Annotated in this window: 19 protein-coding genes and 1 tRNA gene; 9 read left to right on the top strand and 11 right to left on the bottom strand. The window is 36.5% G+C overall.

Translation table 11 applies throughout. From position 1 onward, the window contains the following. Positions 1–6 precede the first annotated feature (6 nt). The 6 genes from HXY53_02410 to HXY53_02385 form a co-directional block, all read right to left on the bottom strand. Positions 7–513, bottom strand: a complete 507-nt coding sequence (locus HXY53_02410; GenBank protein ID NWF75417.1) for a Mov34/MPN/PAD-1 family protein — start codon at positions 511–513, stop codon at positions 7–9. Between the two features lie 5 nt (positions 514–518). After that, a complete protein-coding gene (locus HXY53_02405; protein ID NWF75416.1) occupies positions 519–974 on the bottom strand; it encodes a universal stress protein in 456 nt (151 codons plus the stop codon). Then, a complete protein-coding gene (locus HXY53_02400; protein ID NWF75415.1) occupies positions 971–1990 on the bottom strand; it encodes an HIT domain-containing protein in 1020 nt (339 codons plus the stop codon). Before HXY53_02400 ends, HXY53_02405 begins: the two co-directional genes overlap by 4 nt. Then, a complete protein-coding gene (locus tag HXY53_02395; GenBank protein NWF75414.1) occupies positions 1983–2753 on the bottom strand; it encodes a type III pantothenate kinase in 771 nt (256 codons plus the stop codon). Before HXY53_02395 ends, HXY53_02400 begins: the two co-directional genes overlap by 8 nt. A gap of 152 nt (positions 2754–2905) precedes the next feature. Next, a complete protein-coding gene (locus tag HXY53_02390) occupies positions 2906–3769 on the bottom strand; it encodes a biotin--[acetyl-CoA-carboxylase] ligase (GenBank protein NWF75413.1) in 864 nt (287 codons plus the stop codon). 10 nt (positions 3770–3779) lie between these two features. Then, a complete protein-coding gene (locus HXY53_02385; protein ID NWF75412.1) occupies positions 3780–4394 on the bottom strand; it encodes an MBL fold metallo-hydrolase in 615 nt (204 codons plus the stop codon). 262 nt (positions 4395–4656) lie between these two features. On the opposite strand from HXY53_02385, the gene HXY53_02380 reads away from it, so the two are divergent. The 4 genes from HXY53_02380 (at position 4657) to folP (ending at position 7648) form a co-directional block, all read left to right on the top strand. After that, complete coding sequence (locus HXY53_02380; GenBank protein ID NWF75411.1) at positions 4657–5427, top strand: ParA family protein; 771 nt, start codon at positions 4657–4659, stop codon at positions 5425–5427. Next, positions 5408–6226 carry a ParB/RepB/Spo0J family partition protein gene (locus HXY53_02375; GenBank protein ID NWF75410.1) on the top strand — a complete coding sequence of 273 codons (819 nt, stop codon included), beginning with the start codon at positions 5408–5410 and terminating at the stop codon, positions 6224–6226. Before HXY53_02380 ends, HXY53_02375 begins: the two co-directional genes overlap by 20 nt. A 69-nt stretch (positions 6227–6295) precedes the next feature. Further along, complete coding sequence (locus tag HXY53_02370; GenBank protein NWF75409.1) at positions 6296–6784, top strand: zinc ribbon domain-containing protein; 489 nt, start codon at positions 6296–6298, stop codon at positions 6782–6784. A gap of 18 nt (positions 6785–6802) precedes the next feature. Beyond that, positions 6803–7648 (top strand): dihydropteroate synthase, encoded by an 846-nt coding sequence (gene folP, locus HXY53_02365; protein NWF75408.1) that lies wholly within the window; start codon positions 6803–6805, stop codon positions 7646–7648. Here folP and HXY53_02360 read toward each other — a convergent pair. Beyond that, on the bottom strand, positions 7642–8943 hold the full coding sequence (locus HXY53_02360) for an adenylosuccinate lyase (protein NWF75407.1): 1302 nt from the start codon (positions 8941–8943) through the stop codon (positions 7642–7644). The genes folP and HXY53_02360 overlap by 7 nt on opposite strands. Before the next feature lie 184 nt (positions 8944–9127). Here HXY53_02360 and HXY53_02355 point away from each other — a divergent pair. Then, positions 9128–9203 (top strand) — tRNA-Phe (locus HXY53_02355). Between the two features lie 4 nt (positions 9204–9207). Here the strand turns inward: HXY53_02355 and HXY53_02350 are convergent. The 3 genes from HXY53_02350 to hemL are packed head-to-tail and all read right to left on the bottom strand — an operon-like array spanning position 9208 to position 11130. Beyond that, a complete protein-coding gene (locus tag HXY53_02350) occupies positions 9208–9567 on the bottom strand; it encodes a hypothetical protein (GenBank protein NWF75406.1) in 360 nt (119 codons plus the stop codon). Then, entirely contained in the window at positions 9542–9790 is a 249-nt protein-coding gene (locus tag HXY53_02345; GenBank protein NWF75405.1) for an AtpZ/AtpI family protein, read from the bottom strand. The genes HXY53_02350 and HXY53_02345 overlap by 26 nt, the downstream gene beginning before the upstream one ends. A 53-nt stretch (positions 9791–9843) precedes the next feature. Continuing rightward, on the bottom strand, positions 9844–11130 hold the full coding sequence (gene hemL / locus HXY53_02340; protein NWF75404.1) for a glutamate-1-semialdehyde 2,1-aminomutase: 1287 nt from the start codon (positions 11128–11130) through the stop codon (positions 9844–9846). Positions 11131–11230: 100 nt separating this feature from the next. Here hemL and HXY53_02335 point away from each other — a divergent pair, with 100 nt between their 5' ends. From HXY53_02335 to HXY53_02325, 3 genes are read left to right on the top strand one after another with little or no spacing between them, the layout of a single operon-like run. Beyond that, a complete protein-coding gene (locus tag HXY53_02335; protein ID NWF75403.1) occupies positions 11231–12166 on the top strand; it encodes a peptidylprolyl isomerase in 936 nt (311 codons plus the stop codon). Between the two features lie 22 nt (positions 12167–12188). Beyond that, on the top strand, positions 12189–12617 hold the full coding sequence (locus tag HXY53_02330) for an archease (protein NWF75402.1): 429 nt from the start codon (positions 12189–12191) through the stop codon (positions 12615–12617). A gap of 37 nt (positions 12618–12654) precedes the next feature. Next, positions 12655–14100 (top strand): RtcB family protein, encoded by a 1446-nt coding sequence (locus tag HXY53_02325; protein NWF75401.1) that lies wholly within the window; start codon positions 12655–12657, stop codon positions 14098–14100. A 5-nt stretch (positions 14101–14105) separates the two neighbouring features. Here the strand turns inward: HXY53_02325 and HXY53_02320 are convergent, their stop codons facing one another. Next, positions 14106–15302, bottom strand: a complete 1197-nt coding sequence (locus HXY53_02320; GenBank protein NWF75400.1) for a DUF401 family protein — start codon at positions 15300–15302, stop codon at positions 14106–14108. Between the two features lie 478 nt (positions 15303–15780). Here HXY53_02320 and HXY53_02315 point away from each other — a divergent pair, with 478 nt between their 5' ends. After that, a complete protein-coding gene (locus HXY53_02315; protein ID NWF75399.1) occupies positions 15781–17151 on the top strand; it encodes an alginate export family protein in 1371 nt (456 codons plus the stop codon). The last annotated feature ends 179 nt before the right edge of the window (positions 17152–17330 follow it).

Below are 17330 nucleotides of genomic sequence, written 5' to 3'. Positions count from 1 at the left end.
CTTTTCTTAGAAACCAGGGGGAAAAGGACAATGAATTTTTGCCCTTTTTACAGTATTTTCACCATTAAGATAATGCGCTGATATTTTAAAGAAGAAATCAGAAATAGAACCAGAAATAGTTCCATCCCTGTTTTCACCCCATTGGAGAGTCTTTTCATTATTATTAATGGCAATTATTAAGTAGATGTGACCAGGTGACATGCTTTTAATATCTACTTCACTTGGTATTGGTAATCCTTTTGTGGAACCAAATTGTGTATGCGAATGGAAATCGCCAATTCGTTGAAGCTTATTAAATCGTGCAATAATAGGTTCTATTTTCTTATGATTTTTTCGATTATATATTACTCCCCTGTGTTTTCTGTTTGCTGTTTGTGCACTGAAAGCATGTTCAATGATAAATCTATCTTCAAGCTTATAACCGAGGAGAAAGCCAAGACATTCCTTTTTAAAGACCTCAGCAGAACTGAGTAAAAGGTCAATAAATGCATTTTCTGAGATATAAACACGCATAATTCTTACTCCCTGTGTTTAGGTACCCTCACTGTAAGGACAGGGCATGGCGCAAACCTGACAACATTTGCAGCAGTACTACCAAAGAGTATTCTGTCAATACCTTTTCTTCCATGAGTGCCCATGACAATGAGATCAATGTTATGTTTATTAACAAAATGTATTATTTCTTCATGTGGGATTCCTGTTATAACTATTCTTTCAATGTCAGTAAGGCTTGTCAGTCCGTCATAGCTAAATTTTTCAATCTCCTCTTTTGCCCTCAGGGTAATATCTTTATACATCTCTTCTACAGCGAGTGGAGAGACATACTGGTCTACTGCTTTAGATATATCGTAAACCACATGAAGTATGTAAACCCTTGATCCGTAGCGTTTAGCTATATCAACAGCATACAGCAAAGCCTGGCTTGAACATTCAGAAAAGTCTGTAGGGAAAAGGATACTTTTTATTTCTATCATTCAGCCTCCCTTAGATATTTTGCCGACTCTTCTGGTGATGTAGCCAGAATATAGAATCCTGAACCCCATTCAAAACCACTTGTTCGCAAAATGCGGGGTATTATTTCCAAATGCCAGTGATAATCCTCTCCAAGTGTATGCCAGTGATTTCTTCTTGGCACCATATTGGGAGCAGTATGAATAAAATAGTTAAACGGTGGTTCATTAAATACTTTTCTTAATTTTTTCAGTATACTTGTCAGCATAACTGCCATATCTTCTATCTCTTCATGCGATATTTCCTGGAACGAACAACTATGTCTTTTGGGAATTATCCAGGATTCAAAAGGGAATTGGGCAGCATAAGGACAAAAGGCTAAGAAACTCCGATTCTCAAGAATTACTCTTTCTCCGACCCGCAATTCTTCCCTGATGATATCACAGAATATACATCTTTCTTTATATGCAAAATATTGTTTTGCATTATCGAGTTCATCTTTTACAGTCTTTGGTATAACAGGGGTTGCCATTAAATAAGATACTGGGTGTGAAAAAACTTCCCCTGCTTCCTTACCTGAGTTCTTATAAATCAGTATGTATCTCATTCTTGGATCTTTTTCAAGGTCTGCTATTCTGTCTCTATAAAGTGTAATAACTCTTTTCATTTGCTCAGGACCCATATCTTCAGGTCTCAGGGTATGTTCAGGAGATTCAACAAAAATCTCATTAGCACCAATACTGTTCATCCTATCGTAAATGCCTACACCTTTCCTCCCTAAGTCACCCTCTATCTGAAATAATGGTTTAAAACTTGGTAGAACCCTTACCCACCAGCCAGAAGTATTTGGAGATGTTCCTGGTATTCGAATAGATGTAATCTCTGCCGGTGTTTCACGCTCCCTATCAGGACAGAGAAGACATCTTTGATTTTCTTCATGTTTGCTGGCAGGAGTAAAATTATAATCTCCTGGAGCTTTTGATTCAGAAAGAACAGCTACCCATCTCCCTAGCAGGATATCTCTTCTGAGTTCATGCATATTTGTTTCTTAAATATATAATCCTTAAACCCTGGAGGGTAAGATGAGGCATTAAATAAGCATCTTTTTTAAAAAATTTAGCAAGAATATTGCTATACCCTCCTGTCAGGATAATTTTAAGCTTTGAACCAATTTCTTTTTCTATCTCATTCAAAATCCTGTCCACAGCACCTGCTGTGCCAAAGAAAATTCCTGATTGAATACATTTATCAGTATCACTCCCCAGTGCTGAAATAGATTGTTCTATCAGGGAAACTTCAGATAATTGAGCGGTTCCTTTACTAAGAGATTCATTCATTAATCTGATCCCAGGCAATATAGCACCTCCAAGAAAAACAGCATTATTCCCGACAACACTGATCGTTGTTGCTGTACCAAAATCAACAACAGCAACAGCACAATGACAGGTTTCGTATGCTGCAACAGCATTTGCAATCCTGTCTGAACCAAGCTTTTCAGGATTCCGTATATTGAATGTTAGACCTGTTTTAATTTTATCACTCACTATTAATGGTTCCATTGAAAGTAAGTCCATAAGGGTTCTTCCCATGACCCCGGTATGCTCTGGAACAACAGAAGATATTATAACGCCTTCGGGTCTTTTGTCTATATTTTTTTCATTCATCACTTTATTTATTATTGAGCTATATTCTCTGGCATTCATTATTGGCCAGGTATTTATCTGCTTTATAAAAAGTTCGGAATCTACAAAAAAACCTATATTTATCGAGGAGTTACCAATATCTATGGCAAGCAATACCATCTTAAAATTCTCCATGAGGATTAAATGTTAGAATGCTGAAACCACTAAATAAAGAATACTGAAAATATAGACTTTTTACTTCTATATTAATATTTTAGTTATGGATTTAGATCTATAAAAATAGAAAATATTTATAATAAAAATAGTAATTATCAATTGAATGATTTATCATCAAATCTTAAAATTGTCAAATCTCCAGAACTTATTCTCTTCAACTGTCCTGATTCGAGCCTTAAAAGCAACCTTCCTTTCTCATCTATAGATTCAGCAATCCCCTTTAAAATCTTTTTGTTAACAGTAACAATAACTTCTGTTCCTAAGAAAAAAGAGAACTGTTTCCATTCGGAGAGAATCGGCATACCACCAGCTTCTTGAAGGACCTGATACCATGTATCAATTTCATTTAAAACCCCGGCAATTATATCTGTCCTTGAATATGCACGGCCAGTTTCATATTTTAATGAAGTGGCTATTTTTCTTAAATTTAGAGGAAATTCTTTCATATCTATATTAATATTTATTCCAATCCCTACAATTGCATTTAGAATTTTTCCTTTTTCTATTTTTATCTCTGTGAGAATCCCTCCTACTTTTTTATTAGAGATCATAAGGTCATTTGGCCATTTTATAAAAACTTTAAGACCTGTGAGATTTTTGAGTGCTTTTGCACATGCTACAGCAGACATAAGGGTCAATAGTGTTGCATCCTGAGTATCTAAACGTGGTTTCAGAATAATACTCATGTAAATATTACTTTTTGAAGGTGATACCCATAACCTGCCAAGCCTACCTTTTCCCTTTTTCTGGCTATCAGCAATAATCACAGTCCCTTCTTCAGCATTATCTGCCAAGTCTGCTGCTAAAGTGTTTGTTGAGTCGACTGTCTGATAAAATAGAATTTTTTTGCCAATGCAGCCTTTGATCATTGATCTGAGCTTTTTTATTGATATATCGTATAACTCAGAAACAATTCCATTTTTATCCATACGAGATGAATTTAATAAAGTGGTAAGCACTTAAGAAGTGCTATTCTTCCTGAAGAATTATTACCTCTATCTTGCCTTTAAGGCCGTTAGCAAATTTCTTAGCATCATCCTTTGTGCCTACAATCGAATCATAATGCATTGGTATCGCCACTTTCGGCTTTATGTCAAGGGCAGCCTTAACAGCCTCTTCAGCAGTCATAACATAAGTTCCTGACACAGGAAGAAGAGCTATATCTGCTTTAATAGTCTTCATTTCAGGGATATAGTCAGTATCTCCGGCTATATAAATCCTCTGTCCTTTTGAAGTAAAAATATATCCAACCCAGCCTTTATCTTTTGTATGAAATTTTTTATTCGTGTTGTAAGCGGGGACTACCTCGATATCAACACCTTCTACTGTTATCTTATCGCCAGGTTTGACTATTTTTATCTTCCCTGACAACTTCTTAGCACAGTCTGCAGTTGTTACAATAAATGTGTTGGGGCCTTGAAGCTTTGCAACATCTTCAGGAGAACAGTGGTCAAAATGTTCATGGGTTATAAGAATGATGTCCGCTATGTCTCTCTTTTTAACTTTAAAAGGGTCTGTATAAATGACTTTTTCCCCGGTAATCTTGAAAGTATCATGCCCAAGCCAGTGTATATCTTTTGTCATTGTTTTTACCTCCCTAATTTCTGCCCTGCTCGAATATGGCAGAATATTGAAAATAAGGGTGAAAATAACTCCCAGAACAAACATTTCCGTTTTCTTAGTCGTAGTGAATTATATCATAAATACATATTTGTTAAAAATAGATGTTTCAATCCAGAAGAAAGCAAAGTTATTTTAAACAGCCATGTCATATATTATTTCTTCAAGTATTTATTTTGAATAACTTTGATTGCTATAATAACTTAAATTTATTCCAAGTAGACCAATGGGAAAGGTCATTGCCATAGCTAATCAAAAAGGAGGGGTAGGAAAAACTACTACTGCAATAAATCTCGCTGCATCCCTTGCTCTTGCTGAAAAAGATATACTTATTATTGATACTGACCCACAGGGAAATTCTACAACAGGGCTGGGGATTTCAAGGGAGACCATCGAGAAAAGTCTATATGATGTATATGCTGGAAAATGCAGAATTCTTGATGCTATAAATTCAACTCAAATAGAACATCTCAATATACTTCCATCTACAATAGATTTATTAGGTGTTGAGGTCGAGCTAGTTGGGAAAGAAAGGCGTGAAAGTATTTTGTCATCTGAAATAACTAAAATTAAAGAAAAATATCGTTATATATTGATTGATTGCCCTCCTTCATTGGGAATCCTTACTTTAAATGCACTTGTTGCTGCCGACTCATTAATAATACCTGTCCAGTGCGAATATTATGCACTTGAAGGATTGGGGCTTTTAATAAACACTTTGCGGCGTGTAAGGGCATCCTTTAATCCTGATCTTGAGATTGAGGGAATTTTGCTGACTATGTTTGATGCAAGAAATAATCTGTCACACGAAGTAGCTGAAGAAGTAAGAAAACATTTTGGTGATAAAGTTTATAATACCGTAATTCCGAGAAATGTAACACTCGGAGAAGCCCCTAGTCACGGGAAGCCAGCAATTCTGTATGATATTAAGTCAAAAGGAGCACAGACTTATTTAGCCCTCGCAAAGGAGGTTCTTAGTGAAAACGGCATTAGGTAAGGGCATTGAGGCATTGATACCCGAAAAAGGGGAAGAGGTCTCGTATATCGATATTGAACGTATTTTCCCTGGTGAACAACAGCCGAGAAAGACATTCAAAGATGAATCACTCAAAGAACTTGCTGCATCAATAAATGAAAAGGGGGTTTTACAGCCTATTATTGTTACTCGGGTGGGCGATGGCACATTCCGATTGATTACAGGAGAACGAAGGTGGCGTGCTGCATCTCTTGCAGGTTTAAAAAAGATTCCTGCCCTGATAAAAAATTTTGCCTCCAGAGATTCACTCGAAATAGCACTTATTGAAAATATCCAGCGTGAGGATTTAAACCCCATGGAGACTGCTGAAGCTTTTAATAAATTGCTAACAGATTTTCAACTTACTCAGGAGGAACTTTCCCAAAGGGTTGGCAAAGACAGGGCAACAATAGCAAATTATCTGAGACTTTTAAAGTTACCTGATGAGGTCAAATATCTTGTCTATGATGGTGCTTTAAGCATAGGACATGCAAAGGCATTGTTGACAATCGATAGCAAGAATACACAGATAGAGGCAGCGAGAAAGATTGTCAGGAAAGGGCTGAGTGTCCGAGAGGCTGAGAAGTTATCCAAAACAATAGTAAAGCCGAAAAGGAAACGTTTATCAATAGATCCGCAGATCGCCTCACTGGAAGAAAAATTGATAAAGAGTCTCGGGACGAAGGTCAGAATAATCAACAGGGGGAAGAAGGGAAAGATAGAGATAGAATATTATTCCCTCGAGGAGCTTGATAGGCTTCTGGAGATTTTACTAGTATAGATAGACTTGAGAGAATTTAACCACCTGTGTTTTTATTTTATTAGTTAGTTTTTATGGCGGAGGTTTGTCATGCCTATTTATGAATTCTATTGTTCTGAGTGCAATACTATTTTCAATTTCTTCTCAAGACGCGTAAATACAGAAAAAAGACCTTTCTGCCCCAAGTGTAGCAGAGGCCCTATAGAGCGTGTTATATCTAAGTTTGCTGTCATGCGAGGGGCAAAAGAAAAAGACAATTCATGTATACCCGAGCTAAATGAATCAAAGCTGGAAAATGCCATGTCAATGATAGAGAGGGAGGCTAATACCCTTAAAGAAGACAATCCCAAACAAGCTGCTAAGCTCATGAGGAAGCTATGTGATATATCAGGGCTGAACTTAGGCTCTGGGATGGAAGAGGCATTGAGACGAATGGAAGCTGGTGAAGACCCTGACAAAATAGAACAGGATATGGGTGATATATTGAATGAGGAAGAACCTTTTAAACTTTCGCAAAAAACGCTCCATAAATTAAGAAAAAAGCCTGTTGAGCGCGATGAAACTCTATACTATTTATAATCTTTTAAGGGACCTTTGATGAAACTCACTTGGGCAGATTATTCTTTTGACTTCTCTCAGAAAACTTATATTATGGGAATACTGAACGTAACTCCTGACTCCTTTTCAGATGGCGGACAATTCTTTGATAAAAGCTCTGCTATCAAAAGGGCTTTACAGATGGTCAAAGAAGGTGCTGATATAATTGATATCGGCGGTGAATCTACAAGGCCAGGCTCTGATCCAGTTCCATTGGAAGAGGAATTGCAAAGAACAATACCTCTGATTGAAGTGCTTATCAAAGAAAGCAATATTCCGATATCAATTGATACATACAAGTCTGAAGTCGCAAAAAGGGCTCTTGATGCAGGTGCTTCTATGGTAAATGATATAAGCGGTTTAAGGTTTGATCCGCTCATGAAATCTGTTGTAGCTCAATATAAAGTCCCTGTGGTAATTATGCATATCAAGGGCAAACCTAAAGATATGCAGAAAGATACTGTATATGAAGATTTATTGTCAGAGATCATAACTTACTTGAAGAATAGTATAGATATAGCAATCAAAGCAGGCATTTCAGAAGATAAGATAATCATCGACCCAGGTATCGGCTTTGGGAAGACATTTGAGCACAATCTGGAAATAATACATAATCTTCAGGAATTTACTGTTTTAAAAAAACCTATACTTATCGGCCCATCAAGAAAGGCATTCATCGGAAAGATTCTTGGAGATGCACCACCTGGAGAAAGACTTGAGGGAACTGCTGCAGCGGTAGCAATTTCAATCATGAATGGTGCAAATATTATCCGTGTGCATGATGTCAAAGAGATGGCAAGGGTTGCAAAAATGTCCGATGCAATAAAATTAATGAAAATTCAATAGCCCATTCCAAACACCCTCTTAAAAATATAATCTACATATTTAAGGTAATATTTAAGATCGAAAATTTTATCAATATCTTTTGTTGTAAGATATTTCTTAATCTCCTTATCTTTTAATAGCAATTTCTTGAAAGCAATGCCCTTTTTCCAGCTCAACATTGCTTTTTTTTGAACAATCTCGTATGCATCCTCACGTTTAAGACCCTTATCAATAAGTGCAAGCATAACACGCTGTGAGTTATATAGCCCATAGCTCTTCTCCAGGTTATATCTCATTCTCTTTGGATAAACACGGAGTTTTTCAACAATTCCTTTTAATCTATCGAGCATGTAATCAACGAGTATTGTGCTATCAGGAATGATTATTCGTTCAACAGAAGAGTGTGATATGTCTCTTTCATGCCACAAAGCAATATTCTCAAGACTTGCAAGGGCATTTGTCCTTATAATTCGTGCAAGACCTGTAAGATTTTCACATCCAACAGGATTCCTCTTGTGTGGCATAGCAGAGGAACCCTTTTGTCCTGCCATAAAAGGTTCTTCTGCCTCGAGAACCTCTGTTCTTTGAAGATGTCTTATTTCAACCGCTATTTTTTCTATAGAAGCTGCTATCAAAGCAAGTGTAGTAAGATATTCAGCATGTCTGTCTCTCTGAACTACCTGTGTTGCAACAGGTTCGGGTTTAAGGCCAAGCTTCTTGCAAACTTTTTCTTCGACTTCAGGCGGAATATTGGAGAATGTGCCAACAGCACCTGATAATTTACCAATACTTATAATATCTCTGGCATGTTTCATCCTCAAGAGGTTTCTTTTCATATCTTCATACCAGAGTGCACACTTTAGGCCGAAGGTTATTGGTTCGGCATGAACACCATGACTTCTACCTATCATCGGAATTTCTTTATATTTATAAGCCTGTTTTTTAAGTATTTCCATCAACTCTTTGATATCAGTAGTAATAATATCAGCAGCAGTTTTCATCTGTAATGCCAATGCTGTATCGAGGATATCAGATGATGTTAATCCTTTATGAATAAATCTCGACTCGGGCCCAATATGATGCGCTACTGAAGTGAGAAATGCTATCACATCATGCTTCACAACCTTTTCTATATCATCAATTTCTTTGATATCAAAAGTTGCCTTTTTCTTTATGACTTTCAATGCATCTAAAGGGATATCACCAATTTCTGCCCATGCCTCACAGACAGCAATCTCAACATCGAGCCATTTCTGATATTTGGTCTCGATTTTCCATAATTTCCCCATTTCCGGACGTGTATATCTTGCTATCATAAATTCTATTCTCCTTAAAAGTTCCTCTATTTTACCAGAGCATTATCAGAAATTCCTCTGGAAATTGCTTTAAGTACACCTTTAACAGATGATTTCACGAATATTTTTATTCATTGAACATATATCTGCATCATTTGGGTTTAACTTGACAGTATAAAACTTAAAATTGTAACTTAAAAAACGTGGGCAGTTAGCTCAGTCGGTAGAGCAGAGGCCTGAAAAGCCTCGTGTCCGCAGTTCGATTCTGCGACTGCCCACCATAATCTACTTTGAAGAATCTTCTTTTGCAGATAGCAAGCCTTCTTTGAGTATCAGGATAAAAATCACAGTAAAGCCTATAAGTATTCCGAGTAGATTAATAAGTTTGAGCACAGCAAGTATTATAAGAATACAGGTAAGGATAAACAGTCTGACAATACTGAGAAAAATAATCTTCCCGCTTGGTTTATACGGTCCAAAGAATTTTTCCAGTCCCCATGAAAGACCTTTTAGATTCGCAAAACCGAGTAAACCACCGATAAGTATGCTTATTGGAAGCTTTTTCCATTCTATAATTGCAGAAACAATAGCAAGGGGTAACAGGATGATAATCCCCTGCTTATAAATTCTTTTTATCAGATTCATTCCCAGATTTTTTTGCCAATCTTGCTAATTCTCTATAACCAGCAATAATTCCAAAAAGAGTGAAAATACAAAGAAGCCATGGATATGTTTTAAAATTAAACCATCTCTCCATCAGATAATCAAGTCCGTATCCCATCATTCCGCCAACAACTGTAGAAAATACGAAATAAAGACCGACTGTGCTTGCTCTGAAAAGCTGATTGAGGATTGTTTTATCAAGCATAAAAATCCTTTTTTAAATTTTAACATATCAGAGTGATAAATGTTTGGAAATGATTATTTGATCTCTAAAAAAGTCTCGTAAGCTGCCTTTATTGTTTTCTCGATGTCATTTTCTGTATGTGCTAATGATAGAAACCCTGCTTCAAACTGAGAAGGCGCTATATAAATTCCCCTCTGTAACATGCCCGAAAAGAATTTCGAAAATAGAACTGTATCAGATGTCTTTGCAGTCTTGTAATCAATAACATCTTTATTGGTAAAATAATTGCAGAACATTGTCCCAGCCCTGTAAAACTGTGTCTTTATACCAGCAGCCCTCGAAGCATCAACAAGACCTTTTTCAAGATTCTCGGCAGTCTTTTCGAGTTTCTCATAAACATCTTTTCTTGAAAGGATCTTGAGAGTTTCTATCCCTGCTGTCATAGCAATTGGATTACCTGATAATGTCCCAGCCTGATAAACTGGCCCTTCAGGTGATACCATAGACATTATATCTTTTTTCCCTCCATAAGCACCTACGGGAAGACCACCACCAATAACTTTGCCAAGACAAGTCATATCTGGACTTATACCATAATATGCCTGCGCACCTCCATAGGAAACCCTGAAGCCTGTCATTACTTCATCAAATATTAAAACAATACCGTACTGTTCAGAAAGTTTTCTTAATGATTCAAGAAAGCCCTTTTTTGGTAAAACACAGCCTATATTTCCTGCAACTGGCTCTACAATTATACATGCTATAGATCTCCAATTGTTTCTTATTGTGTGTTTTAATGATATTAAATCATTAAATGGAAGTGTTATAGTGTCTCTTGCATAGGATTTTGGTACACCAGGGCTGTCAGGGACGCCAAAGGTAGTTGCTCCAGAACCAGCTTTAACAAGGAGACAATCAGCATGGCCATGATAAGCTCCTTCAAATTTTATAATCTTATCTCTTCCTGTAAATCCACGCGCAACCCTTATAGCGCTCATAGTAGCCTCTGTGCCGGAATTAACCATTCTTACTTTATCCATTGATGGATAGGCTTTTAAAATAAGCTCTGCAAGCTGAACTTCGAGTGCTGTAGGCGCTCCGTAACTTGTCCCATTTTCAATAGCTTTTTTAAGTGCAGTTACAACTTTTGGATGTGCATGCCCAAGTATTAGAGGTCCCCAGGAAAGAACATAATCAATATATACATTGCCATCTACATCGAAAATCTTAGAGCCTTTCGCCTTATTAATAAATAAGGGATTACCACCGACAGCTTTAAAAGCCCGAACTGGACTATTAACTCCTCCTGGTATGAATCTACAAGCTTTTTGAAATAACTTTTTTGAATTTTCTATACTCATATCATGAAAAAACTATGTTACTCTATCATAAAAATTTTTATGTGTCAAAAAGAAACCCTCTTATGCTATAAAAGTAAAATCTCAGTTGGAGGAGGAAACAATGAAAAAATTTTTCGTAGTCATGATGTCGGTTTTTCTATTTTATGCTTTTTTGTCCTGCGCACAGAAGGAAGAAAAAAAAGGTCCTTATCTTGCGAAGGTTGGTAATGTAAAAATAACACAGGCTGATCTGGATAGAGAGCTTAAGAGCATTCCTGAGTTTGCTCAAAAACTTTTTGAGGGTGCTAATGGAAAAGAGAGGTTTCTTGATGAAATCATCAAGAAAGAACTTCTTTATCAGGAGGCTTTAAAGAAAGGATTTGATAAGAATGAAGAATTTAAGAAAAAAGTCGAGGATTTTAAAAAGATTACCTTAATAAGCCTTTTACTTGAAAAAGAGATAGATGCAAAGGCAGAGATTACTGATCAGGATGTTAAAGATTACTATGAAAAAAATAAAAATGAATTTGCACAAATAAGTCAGATAAGAGCAAGGCATATTCTCGTAAAAACAGAAGATGAAGCGAAGAAGATACTTGAGAGGATTAAAAAAGGAGAGGACTTTGCAAAGATTGCACAGACCACTTCAATTGATACCGGCACTGCAAAGAATGGAGGAGACCTCGGGTATTTTTCTCCTGGGCAGCTTGTTCCTGAATTTGAGGAAGCTGCTGCAAGATTAAAAACTGGGGAAATCAGCCAACCTGTAAAGACAAAGTTCGGATTCCATATTATCGAAGTAATCGATAAGAAGATGGGCAAGCCAGTTGAATTTGAACGAGTTAAAAACCTTATCTTTCAGCGCCTCTCTGCAGCAAAACAGAAAGAGGCTTTTGATACATATATCGAAAACCTGAAAAAGAACTATAAAGTTGAGATAAATAAAGATGCACTTAATCAAATCTCAGGTGAAACAGAACAGAAAAAAGAGGTGCCGGAAAAACAAGGACCAGAAGGAAAACCAGATGAACAGACAACAAAAAAGAAAAAGGATTAATGTGCGATGAGACTCTGAATCAATGAAACAATTTGAAGTTCTCGATATTTCTGGTGACATAGGTCTGAAGGCTTTTGGTAAGAGCCTTAAAGAAGCATTTATTAATGTTGCTTCTGGCATGTATAGTCTCATTACAAAGCTTGATGCAATAGAAAAAAAGAAAACTATCAATATCTCATTAGAAAAACATTCACTCGATGCATTACTCGTTTCATGGCTGAATGAACTAATTTTCTATTTTGACGCTTATGGATTTATAGGTAAAAAGATTGTCATTGAAGAAGCGAGTTTCAACACAGAGGAATTCAAGCTTAAAGCTAAAATCTCTGGTGAGGAAATTGACCCTGAGCGCCATGAAAGAAAACTACTTATTAAGGCAGCAACATATCACAGACTGAGAATCGAAAAAAGAAACAATTTCTGGGAGATTGATGTTATATTTGATATATAGGAATAATATTTTCCAAATTAAAGGCAGATAATAACTAATGTTAAGCGACAAAATCAGAAGAATTGATGATACAAAAATAGAAATTCCAGTTGATTATAAAGAAGGAATGCGTGTTAATGGAATAATCTATGTTGATAAAATTTTAGAAAATGAACTGGAATTTCAGTCAATAGATCAGGTAGCGAATGTAGCGACATTACCAGGAATTATTCGCTCATCTATGGCCATGCCTGATGTGCATACAGGATATGGATTTGCTATTGGAGGCGTAGCTGCATTTGATTTAAAGGAAGGGATCGTTTCCCCTGGTGGTGTAGGATATGACATAAACTGTGGTGTTCGTCTTTTGAAAAGCAATCTGATGAAAAACGAGGTTATTCCTAAAATACATGACTTAGTTAATATCCTATACAATGAGATACCAACAGGAGTAGGGTCAAAAGGAAAAATACGCCTTAACCCTGAAGATGAGAAACAAATATTAATAAAAGGGGCACGATGGACTGTAGAACAAGGCTTTGGTGATAAAGATGATCTTGAAAAAACAGAGTCAGGTGGCTGCATGGAAGGTGCAGACCCGTCTATAATAAGCAATAAGGCATATGAGCGAGGAAGGTCACAACAGGGGACTCTCGGTTCCGGCAACCATTTTCTTGAAGTTCAATATGTTGATGAAATCTACGATGAAAAAGCAGCAAACATTATGGGTCTCTTCAAAGACCAGATTACAGTAATGATTCATACTGGTTCGCGTGGATTCGGGCATCAGGTCTGTAGTGATTTCCTCGAAGTAATGGAAAGGGCTGCAAATAAATATAAGATCGCACTGCCTGATAAAGAACTTGCATGTGCACCATATAACACCAAAGAGGCACAGGAATATCTTTCTGCTATGCGTGCAGCAGCAAACTATGCATGGGCTAATAGACAGTGTATTATGCATTGGACACGCGAGACATTTTTAAAAGTATTCGGTATCTCTCCCAAAAATCTTGGCATGAGCCTTATTTACGACGTTGCACACAATATAGCTAAAATCGAAGAGCATGAAGTTAATGGAAAAAATTTGAAGCTAATAGTACATCGAAAAGGCGCAACAAGGGCATTCCCACCTCAGCATCCCGAACTCCCTATAATTTATAGACCAATCGGTCAGCCTGTATTGATTCCGGGAGATATGGGAAGGGTATCATTTGTACTTCTTGGGACTGAAAAATCCATGAAAGAAACTTTTGGCTCTACATGTCATGGTTCTGGCAGATTGCTATCCAGACATCAAGCTATCAAGAAAGCAAAGGGGCGTTCTATAAAAAGAGAAATGGAAGACAAAGGAATAGTTGTCAGATCTGCAGGACGTGAAACCCTTGCAGAGGAAATGTCTGATGCATATAAAGATATATCGAATGTTGTAGATGTTGTTCATAAAGCAGGTATTTCAAAGAAAGTTGCAAGATTGAAACCAATCGGGGTGATAAAAGGATAATAATTTTATTTCAATAATAGATATTTAATAATTGCTGCACAGAAAATAATTAAACAGCCTGGCAATATCTTTTTATACATTCCCCATAAGTCAGCCTTGAAATATTCCCTCGTCAGTATTAGACAAACATGGACAGGCGACAGAAGAACCCCTATGAAACCAGAAGCAAATGCGAACGATATTATCCCTGTTGAATAACTTCCAGTAAGGCTTGCTATAAAAGGGAAAGTGCTTCCCACAAAGCCAACTGTAATTCCTGTTAACAGTCCGGTAATAAATGGCAGGATGAAAAGAATAGGGAATAGAGGAATTCCCTCCTTAATAAAGAATTCACTAAGGTTTTTTACTGCACCTGAACTTTCCATTGCCTCTTTGAAAAGCATGACACCAAGTATTAATATTATTACATCAGGAGAAAAACCATGTTTCAATGCCTTGATGACATATTTAAGTTTATATTTAAAGAAAACGAGTAAAAATATGACTACAGCAGATAATGCATAATGCAATTCTATATGCAATACCGCTACAAGGAGAAGCACGCTGAGAATCGGCACAAAACTCCATAGACCTTTCTTTGAAAGGTTCTTTTCGATATCTATATCTATATTTCCTTTGATATTTCGCATGCTTAAGAAAAAGCCTGTTATTAAAATAAGTATCGCAAAAGTAATATTCACTGAAATAAGATTATGAAGTTCTATTTTTGATAGAGCAGAAGCAAGGAGAATTCCTGGATATAAAGGCAATATAAATTCCCAAGGATGTCTGTACCAGTAATTGATAAAACCTTTTTCTTCCGGGCTTATATTTAAGTCTTTTGTAGTTTCTGCTACCATTGGTGCTGAAAAATATGCACCTCCTACAGAAGGGATAATACCTATAAGCAAAGGCATTGATATTATTACGAGTTTTTTGTTCCGGATGAGTGCCTTCACAGAGTTCATCATCTCATTAAGTATGGCATGTTCACGTAATATCATCTCAAAAACTCTGATAAAAGATAAGGCAAGGACGAGTTTAATTGTCACCGGATTCATGACTGTATCTTTACATGTTTCCCCTATAAAACTCAGAGACATCTGATAAAGCATAAATAAAGCAGATGCAGCAATGAGCATGACAAAACCTATGTTAAGTTTTTTTTTCAGTAAGAATACTATCAGCAGGAAAATGAGAAAGATTTTTATTAAATCAGGCATTCAACATTGTATCACATTTCATTAATTTTAGAGCTAAAGTAAACTATATAATTGCAACATATAATCTACACTAATGTAGTAAAAAAACAACATAAAATAACGCTATAAATATTGAATAAAATGGTTCGGTTCTTTTTCAAGATTAATTTTTATAACAATTTTGATATATTTAAAATTTTCTTATAATTGGCCTTGTTTTTGCTTTAATTAATTCTTCAGCTTGACAAAAATAGTTAAGAATGATATAAATTTTGCAGAAAAATTCTTGACAAAATTGATTAACTAATGATATAAAGTTGTCATATTTTAAGGAGATATTGAGAGTATTTGTTTAAATGGAAGGTCTCCATTGGAGGCTAATACTTATTGAAGAGGAGGTGATAAATTAAGAATTTAAAAATATAGAATCATGGAGGACCGTCATTGGCGGTCAGATTAAGAAATTTTGTAAAAACTTTGTAACAAGGAGGGTTAGCAAGTGAAAAAATATTTGGCGATACTTTCAGCCATAATTTTTGTTTTATGTTTTTCAATTGCCGCCTATGCCATGGATGCACCAGAAATAACACTTGGCGGAAAGATAATTACAAAAGGCTGGTATATTAAGAATGCTGATCCAGCCAATGACTTTATGCCAGTTGATACAGATTCTGAGGCATTCTGGCATTCAAATGTAAACCTTACTGTTGATGCAAAAGTTGATGACAACGTGCGTGGTATGGTTGAGATTGAAACAGCTTCTGGAACCAGCAGAAATAGCGGACTCTGGTACTGGGGTAATTACGATACTAAACCAGATACACATCTCCGCATAAGACAGGCATGGATACAATACATTGGTTCAGGCTTGTTTGGTGTTCCAGCAGGATTAAAGATTGGTCATATGCCAATCTCGCTTGGAGAGAAAATATTCTTGAATAATGAAAGATTCGGAAATGATGCACTTCTGGTGTGGATTGACCCTGTTAAAGAACTTCATCTGGCAGCAGGTGTAACAAAGCTAAATGAAGGTGATATTTACAATCATTTTGACGACCTTGATGGATATGTTTTGATCGGCACATACAAACTTAGCCAAGATATCACATTCGGTATTAATTATTTATGGGCTCATAGTGATGGCAATTGTCCTTCAACATCGGCCGTAAATAATTTGGATTCACTCGACTTCCATAATGTAGGTCTTCACGCAAATGGTAAAGTTGCAGGACTATCCTTTGCAACAGAACTTGACTATCAGTTCGGTGAAATAGAAAATTATAATTTTTCTGGCAGTGATGTAGACCCAAAAGGATGGGCAATCTTTGCAAAATTAGGATATACAATTGATCCTGTGACTATTAGAGGAGCTTTTGCTATGGGTAGCGGTGATGATGATGCCGACGATAACGACTGTGAAGAATTCCAGACCCTTCAGGGCCCTGACTATGGACCAACAGCAAGGCTTGTGCATTATACACAGATTTATGAGCGCACAGTTCGTACAGCCTCATGGAATGCAGTAATGACAACAGAATCAGGTGGTAATGCAAGAAACACCAGTATTGCAAACACTACATACATCAACCTCGGGGTTGATGTATCACCAATGAAGGACCTCAGCTTATCACTCGATGGTTACTACCTCTGGGCAACAGAGACCGGAGCATGGGAAGATACAGTTGGTGATGACGTTGACAGCACTGTTGGATGGGAAGTTGATGCAAAGCTTAATTACAAACTTGCAAAGAACCTCAGCTATTTTGTAGAAGCAGGGTATTTCGATTCAGGCGAGTTCTACCATGATGCTTTTGGTGTTGACGAAGAACAAGTAACACAGTTAATTCATGGACTGGCACTCTCATTTTAATAAATAATATACTGAAGCAAAAAAAGCGGGTCTTTTATGAGACCCGCTTTTTTATTGAGCAACGAAAGCTCTTCCTGTTAAAATATATTTAAATATTCAATTCTATTAACCTTATTTTATAAAAAGGCGTATGGACATCAAAGCCTATATAAAATAAATTCAATGTTTTAAGTTATCGA

It is taken from the genome of Nitrospirota bacterium, assembly GCA_013388455.1.
Classification (GTDB): domain Bacteria; phylum Nitrospirota; class Thermodesulfovibrionia; order Thermodesulfovibrionales; family SM23-35; genus JACAFF01.
This window is presented reverse-complemented; position numbering and strand designations above follow the sequence as displayed.